The sequence below is a fragment of the Halopenitus persicus genome (assembly GCF_900107205.1).
In the GTDB taxonomy this organism is placed as follows: Archaea; Halobacteriota; Halobacteria; order Halobacteriales; family Haloferacaceae; genus Halopenitus; species Halopenitus persicus.
The window spans coordinates 101,721-123,702 of the sequence record NZ_FNPC01000008.1 but is presented as its reverse complement, the minus strand read 5'-3'; the positions used below and the strand labels follow the sequence as shown (position 1 = coordinate 123,702).

Annotated in this window: 17 protein-coding genes and 1 pseudogene; 7 read left to right on the top strand and 11 right to left on the bottom strand. The window is 67.3% G+C overall.

Features of this window, described 5'->3' with window-relative positions; translation table 11 throughout:
• Window positions 1-140: 140 nt before the first annotated feature.
• Complete coding sequence (locus tag BLV25_RS13080) at window positions 141-782, bottom strand: Era-like GTP-binding protein (protein WP_021074659.1); 642 nt, start codon at window positions 780-782, stop codon at window positions 141-143.
• A gap of 1,544 nt (window positions 783-2,326) precedes the next feature.
• Between BLV25_RS13080 and BLV25_RS13075 the strand changes: the two genes are divergently transcribed.
• Window positions 2,327-4,111 carry a Cdc6/Cdc18 family protein gene (locus BLV25_RS13075; RefSeq protein WP_394327129.1) on the top strand — a complete coding sequence of 595 codons (1,785 nt, stop codon included), beginning with the start codon at window positions 2,327-2,329 and terminating at the stop codon, window positions 4,109-4,111.
• Window positions 4,112-4,178: 67 nt separating this feature from the next.
• Here BLV25_RS13075 and BLV25_RS18255 read toward each other — a convergent pair.
• A pseudogene (locus BLV25_RS18255) lies at window positions 4,179-4,808 on the bottom strand (S26 family signal peptidase); the annotation flags it as partial.
• Between the two features lie 1,019 nt (window positions 4,809-5,827).
• Here BLV25_RS18255 and BLV25_RS13060 point away from each other — a divergent pair.
• Window positions 5,828-7,471: a DNA-directed DNA polymerase II small subunit gene (locus BLV25_RS13060; RefSeq protein ID WP_092734119.1), complete on the top strand. Its 1,644-nt coding sequence runs from the start codon at window positions 5,828-5,830 to the stop codon at window positions 7,469-7,471.
• 13 nt (window positions 7,472-7,484) lie between these two features.
• Here the strand turns inward: BLV25_RS13060 and BLV25_RS13055 are convergent, their stop codons facing one another.
• Window positions 7,485-7,916, bottom strand: a complete 432-nt coding sequence (locus BLV25_RS13055) for a hypothetical protein (RefSeq protein ID WP_092734034.1) — start codon at window positions 7,914-7,916, stop codon at window positions 7,485-7,487.
• Window positions 7,917-8,111: 195 nt separating this feature from the next.
• Here BLV25_RS13055 and BLV25_RS18250 point away from each other — a divergent pair, with 195 nt between their 5' ends.
• Entirely contained in the window at window positions 8,112-8,201 is a 90-nt protein-coding gene (locus BLV25_RS18250) for a hypothetical protein (RefSeq protein ID WP_021074665.1), read from the top strand.
• Window positions 8,202-9,026, top strand: a complete 825-nt coding sequence (locus BLV25_RS13050) for a DUF7089 family protein (RefSeq protein WP_092734031.1) — start codon at window positions 8,202-8,204, stop codon at window positions 9,024-9,026.
• 19 nt (window positions 9,027-9,045) lie between these two features.
• On the opposite strand, the gene BLV25_RS13045 is transcribed toward BLV25_RS13050, so the two are convergent.
• On the bottom strand, window positions 9,046-9,627 hold the full coding sequence (locus BLV25_RS13045) for a DUF7090 family protein (protein WP_021074667.1): 582 nt from the start codon (window positions 9,625-9,627) through the stop codon (window positions 9,046-9,048).
• A gap of 87 nt (window positions 9,628-9,714) precedes the next feature.
• Window positions 9,715-10,155 carry a membrane protein gene (locus BLV25_RS13040; protein ID WP_021074668.1) on the bottom strand — a complete coding sequence of 147 codons (441 nt, stop codon included), beginning with the start codon at window positions 10,153-10,155 and terminating at the stop codon, window positions 9,715-9,717.
• A gap of 186 nt (window positions 10,156-10,341) precedes the next feature.
• Between BLV25_RS13040 and BLV25_RS13035 the strand changes: the two genes are divergently transcribed.
• From BLV25_RS13035 to BLV25_RS13025, 3 genes are all read left to right on the top strand, one after another.
• A complete protein-coding gene (locus BLV25_RS13035; protein ID WP_021074669.1) occupies window positions 10,342-11,019 on the top strand; it encodes a class I SAM-dependent methyltransferase in 678 nt (225 codons plus the stop codon).
• A 54-nt stretch (window positions 11,020-11,073) separates the two neighbouring features.
• On the top strand, window positions 11,074-12,042 hold the full coding sequence (locus BLV25_RS13030) for an MBL fold metallo-hydrolase (protein ID WP_092734028.1): 969 nt from the start codon (window positions 11,074-11,076) through the stop codon (window positions 12,040-12,042).
• A gap of 87 nt (window positions 12,043-12,129) precedes the next feature.
• The gene (locus tag BLV25_RS13025) at window positions 12,130-14,247 is read left to right on the top strand and encodes an AMP-dependent synthetase/ligase (protein ID WP_092734025.1); all 2,118 of its coding nucleotides are present in this window, start codon (window positions 12,130-12,132) and stop codon (window positions 14,245-14,247) included.
• 57 nt (window positions 14,248-14,304) lie between these two features.
• Here BLV25_RS13025 and BLV25_RS13020 read toward each other — a convergent pair whose 3' ends face one another.
• The 6 genes from BLV25_RS13020 to BLV25_RS12995 all read right to left on the bottom strand — a co-directional run bounded on the left by BLV25_RS13020 (window position 14,305) and on the right by BLV25_RS12995 (window position 21,875).
• Entirely contained in the window at window positions 14,305-15,756 is a 1,452-nt protein-coding gene (locus tag BLV25_RS13020) for an aldehyde dehydrogenase family protein (protein ID WP_021074672.1), read from the bottom strand.
• A 72-nt stretch (window positions 15,757-15,828) separates the two neighbouring features.
• The gene (locus BLV25_RS13015; protein WP_092734022.1) at window positions 15,829-17,241 is read right to left on the bottom strand and encodes a single-stranded-DNA-specific exonuclease RecJ; all 1,413 of its coding nucleotides are present in this window, start codon (window positions 17,239-17,241) and stop codon (window positions 15,829-15,831) included.
• A gap of 108 nt (window positions 17,242-17,349) precedes the next feature.
• Window positions 17,350-18,282 (bottom strand): putative sodium/potassium/calcium exchanger, encoded by a 933-nt coding sequence (locus BLV25_RS13010; protein WP_143114445.1) that lies wholly within the window; start codon window positions 18,280-18,282, stop codon window positions 17,350-17,352.
• Window positions 18,269-19,528, bottom strand: a complete 1,260-nt coding sequence (locus BLV25_RS13005) for a signal peptidase I (protein ID WP_176819497.1) — start codon at window positions 19,526-19,528, stop codon at window positions 18,269-18,271. The genes BLV25_RS13010 and BLV25_RS13005 overlap by 14 nt, the downstream gene beginning before the upstream one ends.
• Window positions 19,525-21,057, bottom strand: a complete 1,533-nt coding sequence (locus BLV25_RS13000) for a hypothetical protein (protein WP_092734013.1) — start codon at window positions 21,055-21,057, stop codon at window positions 19,525-19,527. The genes BLV25_RS13005 and BLV25_RS13000 overlap by 4 nt, the downstream gene beginning before the upstream one ends.
• Window positions 21,054-21,875 carry a hypothetical protein gene (locus tag BLV25_RS12995; RefSeq protein ID WP_092734010.1) on the bottom strand — a complete coding sequence of 274 codons (822 nt, stop codon included), beginning with the start codon at window positions 21,873-21,875 and terminating at the stop codon, window positions 21,054-21,056. Before BLV25_RS12995 ends, BLV25_RS13000 begins: the two co-directional genes overlap by 4 nt.
• Window positions 21,876-21,982: the final 107 nt, after the last annotated feature.

The following is a 21,982-nucleotide window of genomic DNA, read 5'->3' as shown; positions in this document are numbered from 1 at the left end:
CAGGTCGATCCGGACGCCGTTCCCGTCGTCGTTGCCCCCGGAGTCGTTGCCGGAGCCGTCGTCGCCGGGATCGTCCCCGATGCCGTCGGGGTCGTCACCGATACCGTCGCCGCCGTCGACGTTGGACGTTGCTTCGGGCATTATCCGAAGTACTCCGCGATCTTGTCGTAGACTTCATCCATATTGTCGCCCTCGAGCGCCGAGAGGGGGATGGTCTCGTGTTGCGGGAAGGCGTTGGCGACGCGCTGGATGTTCGATTCCGGGAGGTCGGTCTTGTTCGCGAGGATGAGAACGGGGAGATCCTGGGACTCGATGATGCCGATGAGCATCGTGTTCACCTGGGTGAACGGGTCGGTCGTGGAATCGAGCACGTAGATGACGCCGTCGACGTCCTCGCGGAGCCAGTGCATCGCCTCCGCGACGCCCTCGGTCGCCTCGCGCGACCGGCGGACGGCGTCGTCCTTCTCCATATCGTGGTCGAGGAACTCCTTGTAGTCGACCTTGGTCGTGACGCCCGGCGTGTCGACGATGTCGATCGTGACCGTTCGCCCGTTGCGCTCGATCTCGACGCCCTCCTTGCGGCGAGCCCGGCGCGTTTCGTGTGGAACGTGGCTTTCGGGGCCGACGGCGTCGCCGGTCCAATCACGGGCAATGCGGTTCGCGAGCGTCGTCTTGCCGGCGTTCGGCGGACCGTAGATGCCGATCCGCTTCGGCTCCTCGTCCGCGAACAGCCGGTCAGAGACCTTCGAGATACTGTCTTTGAGATTCGTGAGCAGTCCCATCCTGTCCTCCGTCCCTGCGGCGGCGCGGGGAGTATACCGCACGTTCCACGCCGCTCTCACTTAAGAACTGCGTCAGACGCGGCAACGACTCCCTCTTGCGGACTCTCGACAATCGGAGGACGGAGGACGGTTCGTGTCAAAAGGACGGGAAGCAGTTCAGGGGGACGAGACGCAGTTCAGGGCAGGGAAACAGTCCGGAGTAGGAAGCAGTTCAGGTGGATGGACCGGTTCATCCGGAGGACGAATGCCACCCATTGGACGCATTCCCCGATACCAGTTCACGAGAATACCAGTTCACGAGAATACCAGTTATACCAGTTCACGAGACGAACGACCGTCGGACGGTTACTGATGGGAGACCGTTGACGGAACCCCCCCCCACCCCTTCGTTTCGTGTGGAACTCGGTGTGGGAGGGGTGGGGGAGGGGTGTTTGTAATAGCGGTGGTTTTATATATAATACTCACAAAACGGACCCGTATTCCAGTACAGAAAAATAATTCACAACTATATTAATATAAAATAACTGTATTCAGAGGTTTCTTATTAACTGATCCGTCCCGTTCCCGTTCCGCGGAGGGCATCAACCACGGTCTCCACACGAAACGAAGGGGTGGGGGAGGGGGAAAATCGTCAAACACGGACGGACGAGATCGACCGGCTAATGAGAGAAAGGTTCGTCCTACCGACTAGCCGGTAGGATGAACGATGGATCGCGGTAAGGTGAACGATGGATCGTGGACAATATGCGAATGGACGTAAACAGCATTTGATGTAAGTTAACGATCCCCACGGCATACGATCTCGTAGTGATTCATCGCACGTTGCTGTTATCCACCTCACTCGGGATCGTTCCCACGACCGGGTATCGCACCGGGTGAGATTCCGCTCGCTACGCGTCATCCGTCCCCCGTTCGGTCCCCGCTCGCGCCGCTCCAGCTCATCGACCATCCCTTCGTTTTCATCGACCACCCCTTCGTTTCCGCTCCAGACCCCTTCGTCTCCTCCCGAGCTCCTCCGTCCCTTCCCGAACCCCTCCGTTTCCGCTGGAGCTGCCCGTTCGGGCGTGTTCACCGCGTTCAATAGCATCAGTTATCACACCATCCTTTCAACTGGAGAGGGCAACGCTTTTATCGTATGTGGACATCTGTTTCGATTGCATCATCTGGACGCTCCGTTGTGGCTTCCTCGAGGAATACGCCTCCATCCGCCGCTGAACGGCGGTATCTACGCGCCATCTCGGAGTTCTCCACCTGAAACAGAGGGGTTATCGATGGGAACCGAACACACGACATCGGAACACGAATCCGAGACGACCGACGCCGAGACTTCGAGACGAAACGATCCGTCCCCGGACGGGACGGACCCGGCGAATGCCGCAGATCCGGCAAGTGACGATCCGGGATCCGACGGCGCGGACGCGGGATCCAACGACGCAACGTCCGTCGATGCCGTCGTCGAATCCGATGCCCGGGAATCGGACGACGCCGAAACGACTGGCGGCACCGGTACGACTGGCGGCACGAAGGAATCTCGATCCGGGATGATGGACAACGATCGAGATCACGATCAATCCGCGGATCCGGGAACGAAGGCGTCTCCACCGGAAACGGTGCCGTCCGGTTCGAATCGATCCGAAGCGAACTCGTCGTCCACCGGCTCGGCACGAACCACAGCCGACGCCGAGACGACTGATGCCGAGACGACGGCTGATGCCGAGACGACGACTGATGTCGATGCGGACCTCGATACGGGCGTCGACGCCGACGTGGACGTTGCGGTCGACCACTCACCCAGCCGGGATCGGTCGTCGACCGACGTCGATCTGGACGGCGTCGTCTTCCAGGGCGATGCGGACGACGAGGACGAAAGCCAGGGCTTGTTCGACGACCTTCTCTCCGGCGAACCCATCTTCGAGAACAAGGAGGTCCTGCGACCCTCCTACACGCCCCACGAACTCCCCCATCGAACCGACCAAATCAACCGGATGGCGACGATCCTCGTCTCCGCGCTCCGCGGCGACACGCCCTCGAACATCCTCATCTACGGAAAGACCGGTACCGGCAAGACGGCCTCCGCGAAGTTCGTCTCCAACGAACTCGAGTCGACCTCCAAGAAGTACGACGTCCCCTGCGAGGTCGAGTACATCAACTGTGAGGTCACCGATACCCAGTATCGCGTGCTCGCGCAGCTCGCGAACAAGTTCATCCAGCAGAACCAGGAGGTGATCGCCGACCGGATCGACGAACTCGAGACGCTTCGATCCCGGGTTGAGGACGCGTCCCCCGAAGTCGAGAACGCGCCCCCCGAAGTCGAGAACGCGCCCCCCGAAGTCGAGAACGCCTCCCACGAGGTCGACGACGCGCCCCTCACGAACACGCCCTTCGACGATCCCGACGCGATCGACGCCCGGATCGAGGAGCTTCGCGACGACGCCGAGACGATGGAGGAGGTCCCGATGACGGGCTGGCCGACCGACCGCGTCTACTCCACGTTCTTCGACGCGGTGGACTACCACGAACGCGTGGCCGTGATCATGCTCGACGAGATCGACAAGCTCGTCGAGAAGTCGGGCGACGACACGCTGTATAACCTCTCGCGGATGAACTCCGAGCTCGACAACTCGCGGATCTCCATCATGGGCATCTCGAACGACCTGAAGTTCACCGACTTCCTCGATCCACGCGTCAAATCGAGCCTCGGCGAGGAGGAGATCGTCTTCCCGCCGTACGACGCCAACCAGCTCCGGGACATCCTCCAACACCGTGCCGACGTCGCGTTTAAACCCGACGCGCTCACCGAGGACGTGATCCCCCTGTGTGCGGCCTTCGCGGCGCAGGAACACGGGGACGCCCGCCGCGCGCTCGACCTGTTGCGGACCGCGGGCGAGCTCGCCGAACGGTCCCAGGCGGAGGTGATCGGCGAGGAGCACGTCCGGCAGGCACAGGACAAGATCGAACTCGACCGCGTCGTCGAGGTCGTCCGCACGCTCCCCACCCAGAGCAAGATCGTCCTCTTTTCGATCATCCTCCTCGAGCAGAACGGCGTCCACAACATCAACACCGGTGAGGTGTTCAACATCTACAAGCGCCTCTGTGAGGAGATCGACGCCGACGTGCTCACCCAGCGTCGGGTCACCGACCTCATCTCCGAGCTCGATATGCTCGGGATCGTCAACGCGGTCGTCGTCTCGAAGGGCCGATACGGTCGGACCAAGGAGATGAGCCTCTCCGTGCCCATCGACGAGACCGAGGCCGTCCTCCTGTCGGATTCCCGACTCGGCGACATCGAGAACGCCCAACCGTTCGTCCAGGCGCGGTTCGACAACTAGGCTCCGGCCGCTCTCGACCGCCGCTTCGACTCGTTTCCATCACCTATTCTTCGACTCGCTCCGTTGCTCATCCTCGCGATCGCCGGACTGCCGCGACTCCGACGGCGGCGGATCCCACGATCGCCATCGTGCTCGGACCGCCCATCGCTCCTGGCAGACCCGGTATTCCGCCCGCTCCCAGCGTTCCCGAGGTCACCGCCTCGATGAACTCGTCCGTCGTGGCCTGCCCGGTGGCGACCAGCCGGATCCACCCGAGATACGGGATCCGAACGCGTGCGACGCCGGTCACCCACTCGGGTTTCACCGGCGGCGCGATGCCGCTCGCCTGGTCGTAACGACCGTTGTTGTCCCCTTTCGTGATGAACCCGGAATGGGGCGCCGGACAGTTCTGGACGTCCGCACAGGTCTCGGCGTTCAGATACTGCGGGTTGGCCCGATCGACCCAGTTCTCGCCCGCCTCGACGTGAAACATCGCTCTGTGAATGATCGGCGACCCGACTCGACCGGGGAAGGTGTACACGATCACCGATCCGGGGGCGTCGAAGGACCGATAGCCCTCCCGTTCGGCGACCTCACGGGTCACGATCCCGACGTCGTTCGTGGCCGCGTCCGGCGCCAACCGACCCGGCTCGGTGACGACGATCAGATCGCCCTTCTCCATGTTCGGATCCATGCTGCCCGACTCGACGGCAACCATCGGCGGCCAGACGCCGCTGACGGCGAACAGCAGCGCCCCGATCGCGAGGACGATCACGACGCTCGTGACGACGTCCCGGATCCACACCATCGGCCCCTCCCGTGCCGTCAGAAATCGCCGGATTATCCCCCGATCTTCCGACGGTCGTCCACGATCACGTCGTCGTCCCCGTTCGGCGGCCGCGGTCGTTCCCGGCTCCGGCGGGGGCCCCTCGGCGGAACCGCCGCCCGACGAGGAACCGGAAGCGGACTCGTCCGTGCTCGATACTGGGTTTCGATCCGATCCTGATTCCTGGGTCCTCTCAGCTTTCCGGGTCCTCCCAGCTTTCCGGGTCCTCCCAGCTTCCCGGGCCTCCCCGGCTTCCTCACTCCGGATCGGTCGCTCCGTCCGGCGTGATGCCTCGTCGTCGGTCGAACCGTCGAATGACTGGTGCGTGAAATCATCGGACGACTGCTGATCGTCATCCGACCCTTGATCGTCCGCCGATCGCCGATCCTCCGTCGACCGCCGAGCGTGGTCGTCCTCGTTTCGTCTTCGATCGGGGACGTTCGACGCCTCCGGATCTCCCGTTCGATCCCGTTTTTGCCATTCGAATCCGTCCTCGGGATCCGTCGCTCCTCGATCGGCGTCCGCGTCAGCTTCCGGGCTGCTATCGCCGTCTTCGAACCCGTATTCGTCGCCGTCCTCGAATCCGTATCCGTCATCGTGCTCGGCGCCGTGCTCGTCACCGTTCCCGTCGTGGTCTTCCGGAGGGCGGCGTTCACGGGAATCGTCGATCCGGTCGTCCTCGGACCGTCGATCGTCGTCCGACGGTCCCTGCGACCGATCGTTCCCGGGTCCCATTTGGTCCGACTTTCGCGGCTTCGGGTTTGAACGTTCTGGCTCCGGGGGCGGCGGACGGTCAATATACGTCCGGTTCGATACGGCCGGACACGCCGGTCGCGCTCGAAGCGGTCGCGCTCCGGCACGGATCGACGTCGGTCGGCATGCTTTTGTCCACGCTGGCCGTTCGGCGATCCGTGCCACTGGAGACGTCGTCGCGGATCGTGATGGAACTCACCGAGCGGGGGTACAACGCCGACCGGGAGGCGATCACCCTCATCGCGGGAACCGACGACCCACACGCCACGATCGAGGCCGTAGTCGAGCACGTCCCGGCGGACACGCTTTGCATCACGAGCGACCACATCCGGGCCACGATCGAGTCCGATCCCTCCGTTTCGACTGGATCCGATCGTTCGAGAAACACGCCGAATAGAGAGGGATCTCCAGTCGAAACAAAGGGGTCGGAGAAATCCGATACGGAACGCGAGGAATCCGGATCGACTCCAGGATCCGAACCGACTTCAGGACCCGCGTCGACTTCAGAACCCGAATCGAGTCCCCAACCGAAATCGGAGTCCCAACCCGAACCGAGAGCCGACCCGGACACGTCGGACCGGCCGGCGTCCGTCGATCGCCAGTCGCTCGAGGTCGCGAACGATATGACCGGCCATAGCACCGGTACGGGCGAGTACGCGGACTTCGTCCGGACGTTTCGTGACCGGTACGAACGCCTCTCGAAGATCCTCCGGGGGCGCGTCAACCACCGTCCGGCGAGCGCGATCGCGGAGATGCCCGGCGGCAGCGACGCGGCGATGATCGGGCTCGTCAACGACGTCCGATCGACCAGGTCGGGCCATTGGCTCGTCGAACTCGAGGACACGACGGGGACGTTCCCGGCGCTGATCATGAAGGACAAGGGGATCGCGGACGTCGTCGACGAGATCCTCCTCGACGAGTGTATCGCGGTCGACGGGACGCTGGCCGACGACGCCGGGATCCTCTTCGCCGACGCGGTCCACTTCCCGGACGTCCCCCGAACGTTCCAGCCGAGCTACGCCGACCGACACGTACAGGCCGCGCTCATCTCGGACGTTCACGTCGGCTCCCAGGAGTTTATGCGCGACGCCTGGGAGTCGTTTGCCGACTGGCTCCACACCGAGGACGCGTCCGCGGTCGAATACCTGCTTCTCGCCGGGGATATGGTCGAGGGCGTCGGCGTCTACCCCGACCAGGACGAGGAGCTCGACATCGTCGACATCTACGAACAGTACGAGCGGTTCTCGGAGCACCTCAAATCGGTCCCCGGCGACCTCGAGATCGTGATGATCCCGGGGAACCACGACGCGGTCCGGCTCGCGGAACCCCAACCCGCCTTCGACGAGGAGCTTCGCGATCTGATGTCCGCACACGACTCGCGGATCGTCTCGAACCCGGCCGCGGTCACGGTCGAGGGCGTCTCCGTCCTGATGTACCACGGCGTTTCCCTCGACGAGGTCATCGCCGAACTCCCCGCCGACAAGGCCAGCTACGACGACCCCCACAAGGCGATGTATCACCTGCTCAAGAAGCGACACGTCGCGCCGCAGTTCGGCGGCCACACCCGAGTGGCGCCCGAGGAGCGCGACCACCTCGTCATCGAGGACGTCCCGGAGGTGTTCCACACCGGCCACGTGCACAAGCTCGGCTGGGGGAAATACCACAACGTCCTCGCGGTCAACTCCGGCTGCTGGCAGGAACAGACAGACTTCCAGAAGTCCGTCAACATCGACCCCGACTGCGGGTTCGCACCGATCCTCGACCTCGATACGCTGGATATGACCGTCCGAAAGTTCGCCTAGCCCTGCTCGGTCGCTAGCCCTGCTCGGTCGCCGGCAGTCGATAGCGAACCGTTTCGGCCCCGTCGAACCGCGGTCCGGATCCAACGTCCTCGAAGCCGGCAGCCTCCACGATCGATCGCCGCGCTTCGTCGTCCCGGTCGACGATCGCCTCGACTGCCATTCCTTCCCGGTCCGCGAACCGTGCCGGTTCCTCGAGCAGCCGCCGAAGCGCCGCCTCCTCGCCGGCGAATCCGGTCAGGTGCACCCTCCCGCGCCGCGCGTCGAACGCGACGTAGGCGATCGGCTCGTCGAGGTCCGGCCCCGCGTCCGCGTCCACGTCTTCCTCCCCCGGAACCGCGACGCGGACCGACCGGTCGTGGACGACCTCTCGAGTCGCGTCGACCGGTTGCCCGGACAGCGCCGCGATCGCCTGGGCGTCGGCCTCGACGGCGTCTCGTACGCGCACGGTCGGTGATCGAGCGATGGCGACTTAAACGCCTCGCCGCCGATCGCGGTCTCGGCGGAATCAACGGAGACCGTGGTTCCGGTCGTCTGTCGAATGGAACGGAGATCGTGGTTCCGGTCGTCTGTCGAACGGAACGGAGATCGTGGTTTCGGCCGAACTGAATGGATTTAAGCGACCGGCACCCACACGTCCGGTATGAGCACCCCAACGAAGGTCGTCCTCGGAACGGTCGGAAGCGCCGCGATCCTCTCGATCCTCACGATCCTGTCGTACGCCTTCGCCTGAATGTTCTCCCGGCGCGAGCTGTCCGCCGACCTCGAGGCGGTTCGATCGACGCACGCACCCGACACGCCGGTCCTCGACGCCGAGTCGGACTTCGAGACGATCCCGCCGGCCGCCGCGGAGGACCTCGGACTCTTCGTCGACCGGCTCGAGCCGGCGGGCTATCCCGCGGAGTGGCTCCCGGCGGACGCACCGGCGGTCCTCGAACGGTACCGCGGCTCGACGTTCACCGTCGGCGCCCCCGGCGACGGGACCGTCGTCTGGACCGCCCAGACCGACCCGCCGACGGTGATCTGCAAACGGCGCGCGGAAACCACGCCGGACGACTTCCTGGCGTTCCTGATCGCCCGCGCATTCGTCGAGATCGGCGCCGACGTTCCCGAACACTTCCTCCCGTTCTTCGGCGACCGGTACCGGGATCTCGACGCGGCGATCCGCGGTCCGGACGTTCCGGGCGATCTCACCCCGGTCGACGTCTACCAGGTCGCGAACGCCCTCTTCGACGCCTGGGTCGGGCTCCGCACCCGCGAGACCTTCGCGGGCTGGGCCGGCGACCACGACCGACTGTACGACGCGTGGGTCGACGCCGGCGAGCGCCTCACCGGCCGGCTCGACGCCCTCCCGAGACGGATGGCCCGCGGCGAGATGACGTTCCCCGAGGCGACCGAGTACGCCTGCTCGGCCGTCCGGCACGACCTCGACCTCCCGACACCGTTCGCCGCGCTCGACACGGCTGCCTACGCTGACCACGGCGCCGACTACGCGGTCCGGTGGGCCGAGAAGACGTTCGCGGCGCTCGAGACCTCGGAGTCGTCCGAGTCGTCGTGAGCGCCGGCTGGCGGGCGGCCTACTTAAACCTCGCCGTGACGGTCCCGTCCTCGCTCAGGTCGATGACGCCGTCGAAGAGCGTCTCGAACCGCTCGAGTACCGCCTCGTCGTGGACCTCCTTCGAGAGATGGAACAGCCCGACCGCGTCGTGTTCCGCGAGCAGTTCGAGGATCGCGGCGGCGGCCTGATAGGCCGCCTCCTCGTCCGCGTAGTAGGCCATCTCGGTGAGCGAATCGATCGAGACGCGGCGTTTCCCGTCGTGTTCGGTCAGGAACCGTTCGACCGACGCGACCACGCCCTCGAGGTCGTCCGGCGCCGCCACGTAGTAGACGTCGTCGCCGGACCGGCGCGAGTAGCCCCGCTCGACGGAGATCGTGTCGAGAATGGTCGCCCGCGACTCGTCGACGTCGTAGTACTCGAGCTTCTGCTCGACCTCCCGCGCCGTCGTCCGCGTCGAGACGACGAGAAAGGAGTCGGTGTCGGTCTTCAGAAAGTCGGTGTCGATCCGGTCCGTCTCGCCGATGCTCGGATGCACCAACAACAGCCCGGTTCCCCCGGGAATCGTCTCCGGCGCGTTCTCGATCGCCAACGAGTACTCCATACAGGCGGCATCCGCCGGACGAACTTAAGTTGTGTTGCGACGTCGGCCACGGACCGAACGCCGTCGATCGACCGGTCTCCGATCCCGTCAGAACACGCTGTCGGCGGTCGCGGCGCCGACGACGCTGAAGACCGCCCCGATCGTGACGGCCTTCGCGGTCGTTACCCACAACTCCCGCCCGGACATCCCCTGCTCGATGAGGAACGTGTCGGGCGCGTCGAAGAGAAGCGCGAGCACCAGCACCGACCCGAACGAGACGGTCATCAACGAGACGAACCGGATCGGGATCCCGGCGACCGCCTGCTCCGTGTCGGGGTCGCGTCCGGTGTCGGCGCGGTACAGCGCCGCGTAGCCGATCGCGGCGACGACGCCCGCGGTCAGGACCGCCTGGATGGGGTGCATCCCCTGTGCGAGCCCCCACACCTCCTCGGTCACGACGAACGGCCCGGCCAGCAGGAACCCGCCGACGGTCTGTTGTGCGGAGTCGGCGATCCGAAAGTTCGGACGTCGCACCCGTGGCCGCTTCATACCTTCACTCCGGCGTCAGTATTTAAAAACCCGCTGCCGTGGCGCACTATCATTTCAATCTCGCTGCCGCAGCCGCCGTCCCGAAGCTGTCGCAGCCGCCGTCCCGAAGCTGTCGCAGCCGCCGTCCCGAAGCTGTCGCAGCCGCCGTCCCGAACCTGTTTTGACGGTCCCGGACCGAGCGATCGTATGAGCGTTCGCGAGGAGTTCGACGAGTGGGCGACGGCCGGCAAGGACCGCGGGATGGAGGATCGACACTGGCACACCGCCAAACACGTGCTGGCGCGGATGCCGGTCGAACCCGACGACGTGGTTCTCGACCTTGGAACCGGATCCGGATACGCGCTTCGCGCGCTGCGCGAACGCGGGATCGACCGCGGCTACGGGCTCGACGGCGCGCCCGAGATGGCGCGGAACGCCCGGTCCTACACCGACGACGACCGGCTCGGGTTCCTCGTCGGCGACTTCGATTCCCTCCCGTTCGCCGACGACTCGGTCGACCACGTCGTCTCGATGGAGGCGTTCTACTACGCCGCCGACCCCCACACCACTCTCTCGGAGATCCGTCGGATCCTCCGTCCCGGCGGCACCTGGTACTGCGCGGTCAACTACTTCGCCGAGAGCGAACACACCCACCAGTGGCAGGAGCTGATCGACATCGAGATGACCCTCTGGAACCGCTCGCAGTACCGCGAGGCCTTCCGCAAGGCCGGGTTCCACGTCGCGTCCCAGGACACCATTCCGGACCGGGAGATCGATATCCCGCCCGCGGACGCGTTCCCGACCGACGACTGGGACAGCCGCGAGGCGATGGTCGACCGGTACCGAACCTGGGGCACCTTACTCACGGTCGGCGTCGCGCCCTGATCGGCTTCATCGCGCACCGAACGCTTAACCCCGAGACCGCCCCCACCGATCACAATGGCACGCGACGAGACGAGCAGTGACGGAGACGGCGTCATCGGACGCCACGAAGCCGACGTCGACCGCCTCGCCCCCGGCGAGTTCGAGGCGGTTCGCGGCGTCGAGGACCTCTACTACCACGACACCGGAATGTTCGACGCGCCCGGGTACGGTTCCGTATACGTCTACGACACTCCCAAGCCCGCGGTCATCGACACGGGAACCGGCGCGAACGTCGACACCCTGTTCGAGACCCTCTCCGAGATCGGGATCGGAACCGACGACCTCGCGTGGATCCTCCCGACCCACGTGCACCTCGACCACGCCGGCGGCGCCGGGCTGCTGGCCGACACCTACCCCGAGGCGTCGGTCCGCGTTCACTCCCGCGGCGTCCGCCACCTCACCGATCCGTCCCGGCTCGTCGAGGGAACGAAGGCGGCCGTCGGCGACCAGTGGCGCCATTACGCCGACCCCGAACCGATCCCGGAAGCACGAGTCGGAGGACTCGCCCACGGCGACACGATCGATCTGGGCGACCGGGAGCTCGAGGTCCTCGAGGCGCCGGGCCACGCGCCCCACCAGACCGTCTTTCACGAGCCCGACGACGGCGTCGTCTTCACCGCCGACGCGGCCGGGATTTACGTTCCACAGATCGACGCCGTCACTCCCACGACGCCGCCGCCGCAGTTCGACCTCGACCAGTCCCTCGCCGACGCCGCCGCGATCGCCGACCTCGATCCTTCGACGCTTTGCTTTTCCCATTTCGGCCCCCGGACGTTCGAGCCCGCGGTCATCGAGGAGTTCCAGCGCGCATCCGTCGAGTGGGTCGAGGCGGTCCGGCGCAAGCGCGAGGAGCTCGAGTCCGACGAGGCAGTGATCCGCCACTTCGAGCGAACCACCGAACTCGACCAGGTCTGGACGACCGAGCGGGCCGAGGCCAACGAGCGGCTCAACGTCCGCGGCGTCCTCACAATGCTCGACGAGTAGCGCTCCCGCGGTCGGATCGCGTTTCCGGTCGCCCGCTCCCGACTACAGCCCACACCGTTTATCAGGAATCCCGCCCGACTGCCGACTATGGACTGGCGGGAGGCGGAACGCGAGTTCGACGACCCGGTCGTCGCCGAGGAGCCGCTTCCACGGACCTTCGATCGCAGCGCCCGGCGCAACGCCGATCGGATCGCACAGCAGTATAAAGGCGGCATCGCCGACCGGTCGCTCGTCTCCGGCGGCGTGATCCCGGCGGCCCCCGACGGCGAGTACGCCGACATCACCTACGCCGAGCTGCGGTCGATCGTCGAGCGGCTCGCCGCCGGCGTTCGCGATCTCGGCGTCGAACCCGACACCCGGGTCGCGATCATCTCCCACACCCGGATGGAATGGGCGCAGGTCGACTTCGCCGTCCTCGCCGCCGGCGGCGTCGTCACGACCGTCTACCCGTCCGCCTCGGACTCGCGGCTCCGGTACCTGCTCGAGGACCCGGGCGCGAGCGTCGTCGTGGTCGAGAACGCGGCGCTGTGTGACCGGGTGCTCGACGTCCGCGAGGGCCTCGATCACGACCTCGAGGCGATCGTCTCGATCGACGACGTTCCGGACGCGAAACCGATGGATCACGACACGGACGATGAGACGCCGCCCGTCGTCTCGCTCGCGGCGCTTCACGAGCGCGGCCGTGAAACGTTCGACCGGGACGCCTACGAGGGCTGGATCGATGAGCGCTCCACGTCGGATCTCGCGACCCTCATCTACACGTCCGGAACCACCGGTCGCCCCAAGGGCGTCCCGCTCACCCACCACAACCTCCGGGCGAACCTGACGCAGTGTTACAAACGGCTCGGCCCCCGCCCGGACAAACCTCCGGACATTCCACGGATCGACCCCGAATCGACGACCCTGTCGTTCCTCCCGCTGGCGCACGTCTTCGAGCGGCTCGCCGGCCACTTCCTGATGTTCGCCGCCGGCGCGACGGTCGCGTACGCCGAGAGCCCGGACACGCTCCGCGAGGACTTCGAGCTCGTTCGCCCCACGACCGCCACGAGCGTGCCCCGCGTCTACGAGAAGCTCTTCGCGGCGATGCGCCAGCAGGCGTCCGACTCGACGCTTTCCCGCCGGATCTTCGAGTGGGCGTGTTCGGTCGCCCGAACGGTCCACCGGACCGACGATCCGGGGCCGGTGCTGGCCGCCAAACGCGCGGTCGCCGACCGGCTCGTCTTCGACTCGGTTCGGCAGGCGCTCGGTGGGAACGTCGACTTCTTCATCTCGGGCGGCGGCTCGCTGTCGGCCGACCTCTGCGCGCTGTATCACGGGATGGGGCTTCCCATCCTCGAGGGGTACGGTCTCACCGAGACCGCGCCCGTCGTCTCGGTCAACCCGCCCGAGGCGCCCGTCGTCGGGACGATCGGCCCGCCGGTGGTCGATACCGACGTCGCCGTCGACGATGCGGTGGCGGACGACGACCAAATCGACGACGCGGGTGCGGGCGACGACCGCGCCGTCGACGACCCGGTGGCGGACGACGACCAAGCCGCCGACGCGACGGCGAACGATGCCCACGCCGACGCGGCGACGAACGATGACCACGCCGCCGACGTCGAGGGCACGCTCGGCGAGCTTCTGGTACGCGGCCCGCAGGTAACCGACGGCTACTGGAACCGTCCCGACGCGACCGCCGCGGCCTTCACTGACGACGGCTGGTTCCGGACCGGCGACGTCGTCGTGCTCCGCCCCGACGGCTACCTCGAGTTCCGGGGACGTGCCGACCGCCGGATCGTCCTCTCGACCGGGAAGAACGTGATGCCGGGGCCGATCGAGGACCGGCTCGCCGACGCCGCGGTCGTCGAGCAGTGTCTCGTGGTCGGCGACGACCGAAAGTTCGTCTCCGCGCTCGTCGTGCCGAACGCCGAGGCGCTTCGCGACTGGGCCGCCGAGCAGGGCATCGATCTTTCCGACGATCCCAAGGCCGTGAGTCGAGACGACCGCGTCCACGATCGGATTCAGCGGGACGTCGACAGGGTGAACGCCGACCTCGAGCCTCACGAACGCATCAAACGGTTTTGGCTCGTTCCGGAACCGTTCACTCAGGCGAACGGATTGCTCACCCCGACGATGAAGAAGAAGCGTCGGGACATCCTCGACCGGTTCGCCGCCGAGGTCACCGACCTCTACGACGAGAGCGACGGTTCCGGCGGCGCGTGAAGTCCCCCACTCGGGCCGCCGGTGACGGTCATCGTTCCGGGTCGCCGGTGACGGCCGTCACTCCAGATTGACGTTGACGTTCTTCGTCTGGGTGTACTCGTGGAGCGCCTCGGTCCCCTGCTCGCGGCCGTTTCCGCTCTGCTTGAACCCGCCGAAGGGCGTCTGGGGCTGGGTCACCGGGAACTCGTTGATGCTGACCATCCCGTAATCGAGGTAGTCGGCGACGCCGTGCGCCGTCTGCAGGTCGCTCGTCCAGATCCCGGCCATCAGACCGTACGGCGAGTCGTTGGCGATCTCGATGGCCTCCTCCCGGTCGCCGAACTCGATGACCGACAACACGGGACCGAAGATCTCCTCCCTGGCGATCGTCATGTCGTTCGTGACGTCGGTGAACACGGTCGGCTCGATGAAGTAGCCCGCGTCCTTTCCGTCGGGGACGTCCCCGCCGGTCGCGACCGTCGCGCCCTCGCGGCGGCCGGTCTCGATGTACTCGAGAACCTCCTCGTGTTGGCTCTCGCTGACGACCGGGCCCATCCGACCGTCGTCGTCGATCCCGCTCCCGAGCGGCGTCGATTCCGCCCGCTCGACGACGCGATCGACGACCTCGTCGTGGACGTCCTCGTGGACGAGCAGCCGCGAGCCCGCCCAGCACATCTGGCCGGCGTTCATGAAGATCCCGTAGTGACAGCCGGCCGCGGCCGCGTCGAGGTCGGCGTCCGGGAAGACGATGTTCGGCCCCTTGCCGCCGAGCTCGAGCGTGACGCCGGTGACGTTTTGTGCCGCACGCTCCATCACGCCCTTCCCGACCCCGGTGCTCCCGGTGAACGCGACGTGGTCGACGTCGGGGTGTTCGACCAGCCGGTTGCCGGCGACGCTCCCGCGACCGGGGACGACGTTGACGACGCCGTCCGGCAGGCCGGCCTCCTCGGCCGCCGCCGCGTAGTAGAGCGCGGACAGCGGCGTCGTGCTCGAGGGCTTCAGGACGGCCGTGTTTCCGCACGCCAGCGCCGGCGCGAGGCTCCGGCCGGCGAGCTGGAAGGGGTAGTTCCACGGGATCACGTGGCCGGTGACGCCGAGGGGCTCGCGTACGGTGTAGTTCAGCCGGTCGCCCGGCACCGGCACCTCGTCGCCCTCGATCTTGTCGGTCCAGCCGGCGTAATACCGGACCGTGTCGATGACCATGTCCACGTCGAGCGTCGCCTCGAAGGGCGTCTTCCCGTTGTCGCGGGACTCGACGCGGACGATCTCGTCCTTGCGGGCCTCGATCGCGTCCGCGAACGACTCGAGGTACCGGCCGCGCTCCCGCGGGTCAAGCGATCGCCACTCGGCGTCGCGATCGGCCGCCGCGCGGGCCGCTTCGACCGCGCGGTCAACGTCCTCCGCGCTCGCCTCCGCGACGGTCGCGTACGGCTCCTCGGTCGCGGGATCCTCGGTCGTAAACGTCTCGCCGTCGTCCGCGCTCGTCCACTCGCCATCGATATACAGGTCAGTCGGACCGGTGTAACTCATCCACGCGTGGTTACCTTTCGGCAACGTAAATATCGAACGTAATACTCCGACGTTACCCCGGCTCCAGCGCGGCTACTCCAGCTGCTCGCCGACGATGGCGTCCGCCGCCGCCACGAACTCCCGCTGGGTCCCGCTCGGGATGGTCGCGCCGGCGGCGACGTCGTGGCCGCCGCCGTCGCCGCCGACGGCCCGCGACGCCTCCCGCATCACGGCCGACAGATCCAGCCCCTGCCTGACCAGCCGGTGGGAGCCGCGGCTGGAGACCTTCACGTGCTCGGCGTCCTTCTCGGCGAAGGCGACGATCGGCTTCGACCGGTCGACCGCCGGGGACCCGATCGCCATCCCGGCGACGATCCCCACGATCGTCTCCCGAATCCGCGATCCCGCGTCGAACCACTGGAGGTTGTCCTCCTCGACGACGCCCTCCGTTTTCACCCACTGGAGCCCCTCCGAGAGGTTCCGGCGGTGGTTCCGCAGGAGGGTCCGCGCGCGCTCGAGCGGCGCCCCGCGCTCGCCGAGGCAGACCGCGAGCCCGACGTCCGCGCGCTCGTATCGGGCGGTCGCGTTGAGTAACGTCGAGTACTCGCTGACGTCGCGCAGCGCCGTTCCGGGCTCCTCGTCGGTGAGCGTGTAGGAGGTCCCGACGAGCTCCTCGATCCGGCTCGCGGGCACCCCCGAGGAGACGGCCCGCTGCAACAGCGCGCTCACGAGCGTTCGCCGCTCCGCGTCGTCAAGGTCGACCCAGCGCCGCCAGTCGCCGTCGGCCTTCACGTCGATATCCAGCTCCGAGAGAAAGGCGATCGCGCCCGCCTCGTCGTTCGATATCCCCGGTATCCGGACGTCGCTGGCGTATTCGAGCAGCTTCGGGAGCGGTCGCGTCTGGCGCCCGTAGAGGGCGATGTCGGTCCGCGTCTCGAGGACGCCGGCCGCGACCGCGTGGTCGACGATCCCCTCGTTCGCGCCGGTCAGTCCCTCGGTCCCGCCCTGCATATCGCCGACCGCGCCCACCACCGCGAGCGCCGCGAGGTCCCGATTGGCCGGGTCCAGCGCGTGCGCGAGGACGTAGCTCGCGCCTGCCCCCGACAGCTCCGAGGCACCGTCGATGCCGAACAGCAGCGGATTGAGGTGGTACTCCGTGTCGGCGTCGGCCGGCTGGTGGTGGTCGGCGATGACCGGCGTGAAGTCGCCGGCCGCCTCGTGGTCGGCGATGACGTCCAGCTGGCCCGACCCGAAGTCGGTGAACAGAACGGTCTCGAACTCGCGGGCCGCGATCCCGGCGATCGATTCCTCGTCGAGCTGCTTCTCGAAGACGGTCTCGTGGTCGATCCCCGCGCGCTCGAGCGCGTTCGAGGCGATCGCCCCGCTTGTCAGCCCGTCAGCGTCGATGTGGGACGCGAGGAGGACGCGGTCGGCGGCCCGGAGACGTTCGGCGCAGGCCGCGGCGCGCTCCGCGAGGGCCGGCACTGGTGGGTCGGCGGCGGACATATCGCGATATACGCTCCTCATCCGGGATAAACGCACGCTCCGATCGGCCGTCTCGACGGACGCGGACGACGCCGCCGCGATCGGTGAGCGGCTCAACCTGTTCGCCGCTTAACTCGTGCCGGACTCGGATCCGGACCCGCTTTCGGAACCTCCGTCTTCGCCATCGTCGGAGTCATCCCCGTCGCCGGAGGTTCCGCCATCGGTCGTATCGTCGCCGTTGGTCGCATCGTCGCCGTTGGTCGCATCGTCGCCGGACTGGTCTCCGTTCGAGGTGCTGGCATCGTCGCCGTCCGCATCATCACCGCCACCGTTTCCTGCGTCCTTCTCGCCGGTCTCGCCGTCGCTTTCCTCCTCCTCCTCGTTCGGTTCGGCGTCGTCATCCTCGTCCGGCGTTTCTTCCTCGCCGGAACTCTCCTTCTCGTCCGAACTCTTCTCCTCAGTGTTCCCTTCGTCCGCATCAGGGTCGTCCCCGCCACCGACGTCGTTTTCGGGGCTTTCGTCCTCCTCGCCCGTTTCGCCCTTGTCGGGCTCGCCGTTCTTCCCGTCGGATATGTCGTCATCCTCGTCGGGCGTGTCAGGCTTCCCGTCGGGTCGTTCCGGTTTTTCATCCGGTTTCTCACCCGGCGTCTCGGGAGCCTCACCGGCTGGTTGACCGGCATTCTCACCGGGCGTACCGGGCGTTTCGTCGTTTCCGTTTCCGGATCCGCTCCCTCCTTTTTTATCCTCCCCTTCGGCGTTTCCTCCCTCGTTCTTCTCGTCGTCCGCTCCCTCGTCGTCCGTTCTCTCGCCGTCCGATCCCTCGTCCTTCGATTCCTCGACGTTCCGGACGCCGACGTCGGTCGGTACGTTTCCGCTCGCGGCCGGGATCGGCGCCCGATCGACCACCTCGGTCGCGAACGTCTCGCCGGTCTCGATCGTCCCGTTCACCGCCGCCGAATCGCCGAGTAACGCGGCCGTCGCCGCCCCGCCGCCGACGGCGGCGAGGGTAACGCACAGGCAGACCAGCCCGACCACGATCCGATCGTATCTATTTAGTGTCATTTCGATCCTCCTCCGTCTTCTCACCGCGGGGTGCCGCGCCCTCCGAGTCGGCATCGAAGAGCGGGGTCGGGGAGGGCGTTTCCCGAGCGGTAACCCCGCCCCCGCCCGCGTCCGAGTCTCCGGATCCGGCGCCGTCGATCACGGGGATGCCGATTCGACCCCATCCGCCGGATCCCGTCGTCGCCTCGGCCTCGTCGACCGCCGTCCCGGTTCCCTCGACGGGCGTGCCGGCACGACCCCCGTTGGCCGCCGTCGGACTGGTCGGGGCCGCCGGTCCGGCCGGTTCCGGCGTCGAACCGACTTCCGGCGTCGAACCGACTTCCGCCGTCGAGCTGGCTTTCGGCGTCGAGGCGGCGTCCGCAGTCGAGCCGTCGTGATCACGGCTGCGACGAAGCGAGACCATCGCGCCGCCGATCGCGATCGCCGACAGCGTGGCCGCGAACGCCACCGCGAGCGACAGCGCCGTCTGCAGCTCCCACGCGACGTAGACGCAGTACGGTACCACCAGGACCAACACACCCGTCGAGAGCTTGAGGTCGTCCTCGGTGAGGACGACGTCATCGGCCGGTTCGGTCGCGGCCGCCGCTTTGGTCGCTCCGCTCGTGTCGGCCGCCGTCGCTGTCGCCGGCGTTACACCGGCCGCATCGGCGGCCCTCGCCGCATCGCCCGCGCCGGACTCGACCGCCTCTCTGTCGGAATCGGCTGCCTCAGTGCTGCCTCCGGCCGTCCGCTCGTCGGGCGTCGACCCGGTCCGGCTCGTGGCCAACAGCGACCACAGCTCCGTCGCGATCAACAGCCCGAGCGGGGCCGCCACGAGCAGGAGGAACCCGCTTCGCGAGTTGACCGCCTGGATGACGTAGCCGATGTACGGTATCGTAAACCGGACCTTGCCGACGACGTTCTCCGCCGGCACCGCGCGAATGTCGGCGTCGTCGTTGGCGTCGCCCTTGGTCTCGAACTGGCGTTCGGGGCCGCTTCCGCGGACGTCGACGACGCGGTGCGTCACCGGCGTTTCCGCGGTCCCACGAACGAAGGTGATCACGTCCCCGGTCTCGACGGCGTCCGGATCGGTCTCGTCGACGATAACGACGTCGCCCGGCTCGATCGCGGGCGCCATGCTCCCGGTGAGCACCACGAAGCCGTGTTCGGCGCCGACCACGCCGGGGACCGCGTAGATCAGGAACGGGGCGACGAGCGCGATCAACACGATCACTCCGAGCACGCGTGACACGGCGGTTCGGTTCACGAGTCGCTCACCTCGCAGATGGACGCGCCGTCCTTCGTCACGGCCTCGAGCACGGTCAGCGCCCGCGTCCCGTCAGTGACCGTGGTTCCGGGACCGAACGGCTGCGAACAGCTCGTGTGTTTCGTCCCGAGCGTCCACTCGTCGCCGTTCGGATCGCGCACCGAGAACGCGAACTCCGGATTCTTGTTCCCGGCAAGCGGGACGGTGATGGAGTCACCCGGCGTGACGTCCTCGATCGTGACCGTCTTCCGCGGCGATTTTCCGTTCGACTGCTGGGTGATCACGATGGTCACGCTCCCGTTCCCTGTCGGATCGGCGTACTCGAACGTCGCGCCACCGACGCGACGATCGACCGACTCCGGCCCGCAGGGGATGCAGTCGTCTCCGTTTCCGCCGCCGTTTTCGTCGCCGTTTCCGTTGCCGTCGTCTCCGTTTCCGCCGCCGTTTTCGTCCCCGTCAGCACACGTCGAGACGGTGATCGAATCGATCCCCGGCCGGGTCCCGTCGCCGCCGTTCTCGTCGCTCGGCGTACAGATACGACCGCGCGTTCGGGTGAGCGGCGGATCGACGTCGTGGGTGGCGGTTCGCGTCTCCGATCCCGACTCGCCGTCGGCATCCGTGCGTCCGGTTACCGTGATCGCACAGATCGGCGGCGCGGCGGACTCCTCGAACTCCCCGGTCCCGCCGGCGTCCCGCAGCAGCCGGACCGAAGCACAGACCGTCTCCCGGTTCCCGTCGCCGTCGACCGCGTCCGTGGTTCGGAGGACCTGCAGCTCGTGTCGCTCGTCGAGCGCGTACGTCTCGCCGGGTTCGAGCCGGTCATCGGCGAGGTCGATCGTCCCGAGTTCGGAGCACGTCTCACACTCCACGTCGGGACACGTCGACCCGGACGCTGACGCCTCGAACGGCGGGGTTGCGTCCGACTCGGGAACGTGACGGCACTGCTGGGCCACGAGCTCGAATCCAACCTCGCCGGCGGCGCTGCCTGCCCACGCTGCGTCGCTCGGGAGCCGGTAGTCGAACTCGAGACACGGATCGTCGCCCGCCGCAAGGCAGGGATCCGTCGGGTCGTCCACACGGACGCCATCGACGAGCGCCTCGCGAAGCTCAGCGAGCGTCGTCCAGCCGCTGCTCGGGTACAGCGTTCGTCGCCCGCCGGCGGCGTTGCAGTCCGCCGCGACGCGAAGTCGGACCTCCAGCGCCTCCCCGAGCGGATCGACGGCCGGCGGACACGTGGTTCGCAGCCAGACCCGGACCGGATTCCCCTCGATCGAGAGCCCGAACCGTTCGGTTCCCTCATCGCCGGGTTCGACCCCCTCGATGGCGAACGTGGTCACGCCGTCCGCGGTGACACACGAGTCGCACGCCACGCCGAGCCCCACGCTGCCGGTCCGTTGGGTTCCCGAGGCGGTCTCGCGGTCCGAGAGGTACGCGGCGCTCGTCGCGCCTCCGGCGAACCCGAACGCGCCGAGGCCGCTCACGCCCGCGAGCAGTCGCCGCCGGCTCACGTCGAGGCGGTCTCGGTTCATTGGCCGCCTCCACACTGTTCGGCGCGGAACGCGAGCCCGAAGTCGGCCGCGGTGCCCTGGTAGGCGTTCGTGACCGATTCGTCGATCCGCCAGGCGAAACCCAGACAGAAGTGCTCGCCCTCCGCGAGACAGTCCTCGAGTCCGTCCGTGACGAGGAGACCGTCGCTGTTCGGGCCGTACCGGTCGCCGAGGTCCCGGAGCGTCGTCTCGATCGTCGGGTTCTCGGGCATCGACTCCGCCCCGCGACAGCCCCCGATCCCGAGGATCCCGGTGTCGTACCAGAGCGCCACCTCGATGACGTCCGCGAGCGCTCCCGAAACCGGGTTCTCACCGGTGCCGTCCGTGAGGAACAGCCGGACGCGCGCGTCCATCTCCTCGACCGACAGCCCGATGCTGACCGTCCCGGAGTCGCCCGGGAGCACGTTCGAGGCGTCGATCAGCGGTCCCGGAACGCCCCCGTCGTTGCCGAGGCGCGGTCCGCCAGCTCCTCCGGATCCGCCGCCGTTCGTTCCGCTCGGTTCGACCGTGGAGTCCGACTCGTTCCGTCCCGCGTCGGTTTCCTCGCCGGTTTCGGTCCCGTCGCCACCCACGGCCTCGCCGTTGTAGGTGCTGTTCCAGCCGACCCGGATCTCCGGATCGTTCTCGCCCGCCTGATCCGGCGTCGCAGCGTACGTATACCGTGTGTATCGGTCGGGAAGATCGGTGGACGGGCGGCTCGGAGCGACCCGGCGGCCGACCGTCAATCCGAGAACGCCGATGCTGCTCGCGCCCGCAAGCAGGCGTCGTCGGGTCAGCGTCGATCGGTCATCGGTCGTCATGCGTTTGATTCACCACCCGGCGGAACGGCCGGTGACCCGACCGCGTTCGGATCGGGGTCCCCCCGACCGTCGGTCGCGCATCGGCCGTTCCCGTTCGAGTGAATCGA

Excerpts from the sequence above, each read along its gene's own strand:
- BLV25_RS13080 (WP_021074659.1), bottom strand. The coding sequence starts at position 782 with ATGGGACTGCTCACGAATCTCAAAGACAGTATCTCGAAGGTCTCTGAC.
- BLV25_RS13075 (WP_394327129.1), top strand. The coding sequence starts at position 2,327 with ATGGACAACGATCGAGATCACGATCAATCCGCGGATCCGGGAACGAAG.
- BLV25_RS18250 (WP_021074665.1), top strand. The coding sequence starts at position 8,112 with ATGAGCACCCCAACGAAGGTCGTCCTCGGAACGGTCGGAAGCGCCGCG.
- BLV25_RS13050 (WP_092734031.1), top strand. The coding sequence starts at position 8,202 with ATGTTCTCCCGGCGCGAGCTGTCCGCCGACCTCGAGGCGGTTCGATCG.
- BLV25_RS13045 (WP_021074667.1), bottom strand. The coding sequence starts at position 9,627 with ATGGAGTACTCGTTGGCGATCGAGAACGCGCCGGAGACGATTCCCGGG.
- BLV25_RS13040 (WP_021074668.1), bottom strand. The coding sequence starts at position 10,155 with ATGAAGCGGCCACGGGTGCGACGTCCGAACTTTCGGATCGCCGACTCC.
- BLV25_RS13035 (WP_021074669.1), top strand. The coding sequence starts at position 10,342 with ATGAGCGTTCGCGAGGAGTTCGACGAGTGGGCGACGGCCGGCAAGGAC.
- BLV25_RS13030 (WP_092734028.1), top strand. The coding sequence starts at position 11,074 with ATGGCACGCGACGAGACGAGCAGTGACGGAGACGGCGTCATCGGACGC.
- BLV25_RS13025 (WP_092734025.1), top strand. The coding sequence starts at position 12,130 with ATGGACTGGCGGGAGGCGGAACGCGAGTTCGACGACCCGGTCGTCGCC.
- BLV25_RS13020 (WP_021074672.1), bottom strand. The coding sequence starts at position 15,756 with ATGAGTTACACCGGTCCGACTGACCTGTATATCGATGGCGAGTGGACG.
- BLV25_RS13015 (WP_092734022.1), bottom strand. The coding sequence starts at position 17,241 with ATGTCCGCCGCCGACCCACCAGTGCCGGCCCTCGCGGAGCGCGCCGCG.
- BLV25_RS13010 (WP_143114445.1), bottom strand. The coding sequence starts at position 18,282 with ATGACACTAAATAGATACGATCGGATCGTGGTCGGGCTGGTCTGCCTG.
- BLV25_RS13000 (WP_092734013.1), bottom strand. The coding sequence starts at position 21,057 with ATGAACCGAGACCGCCTCGACGTGAGCCGGCGGCGACTGCTCGCGGGC.
- BLV25_RS12995 (WP_092734010.1), bottom strand. The coding sequence starts at position 21,875 with ATGACGACCGATGACCGATCGACGCTGACCCGACGACGCCTGCTTGCG.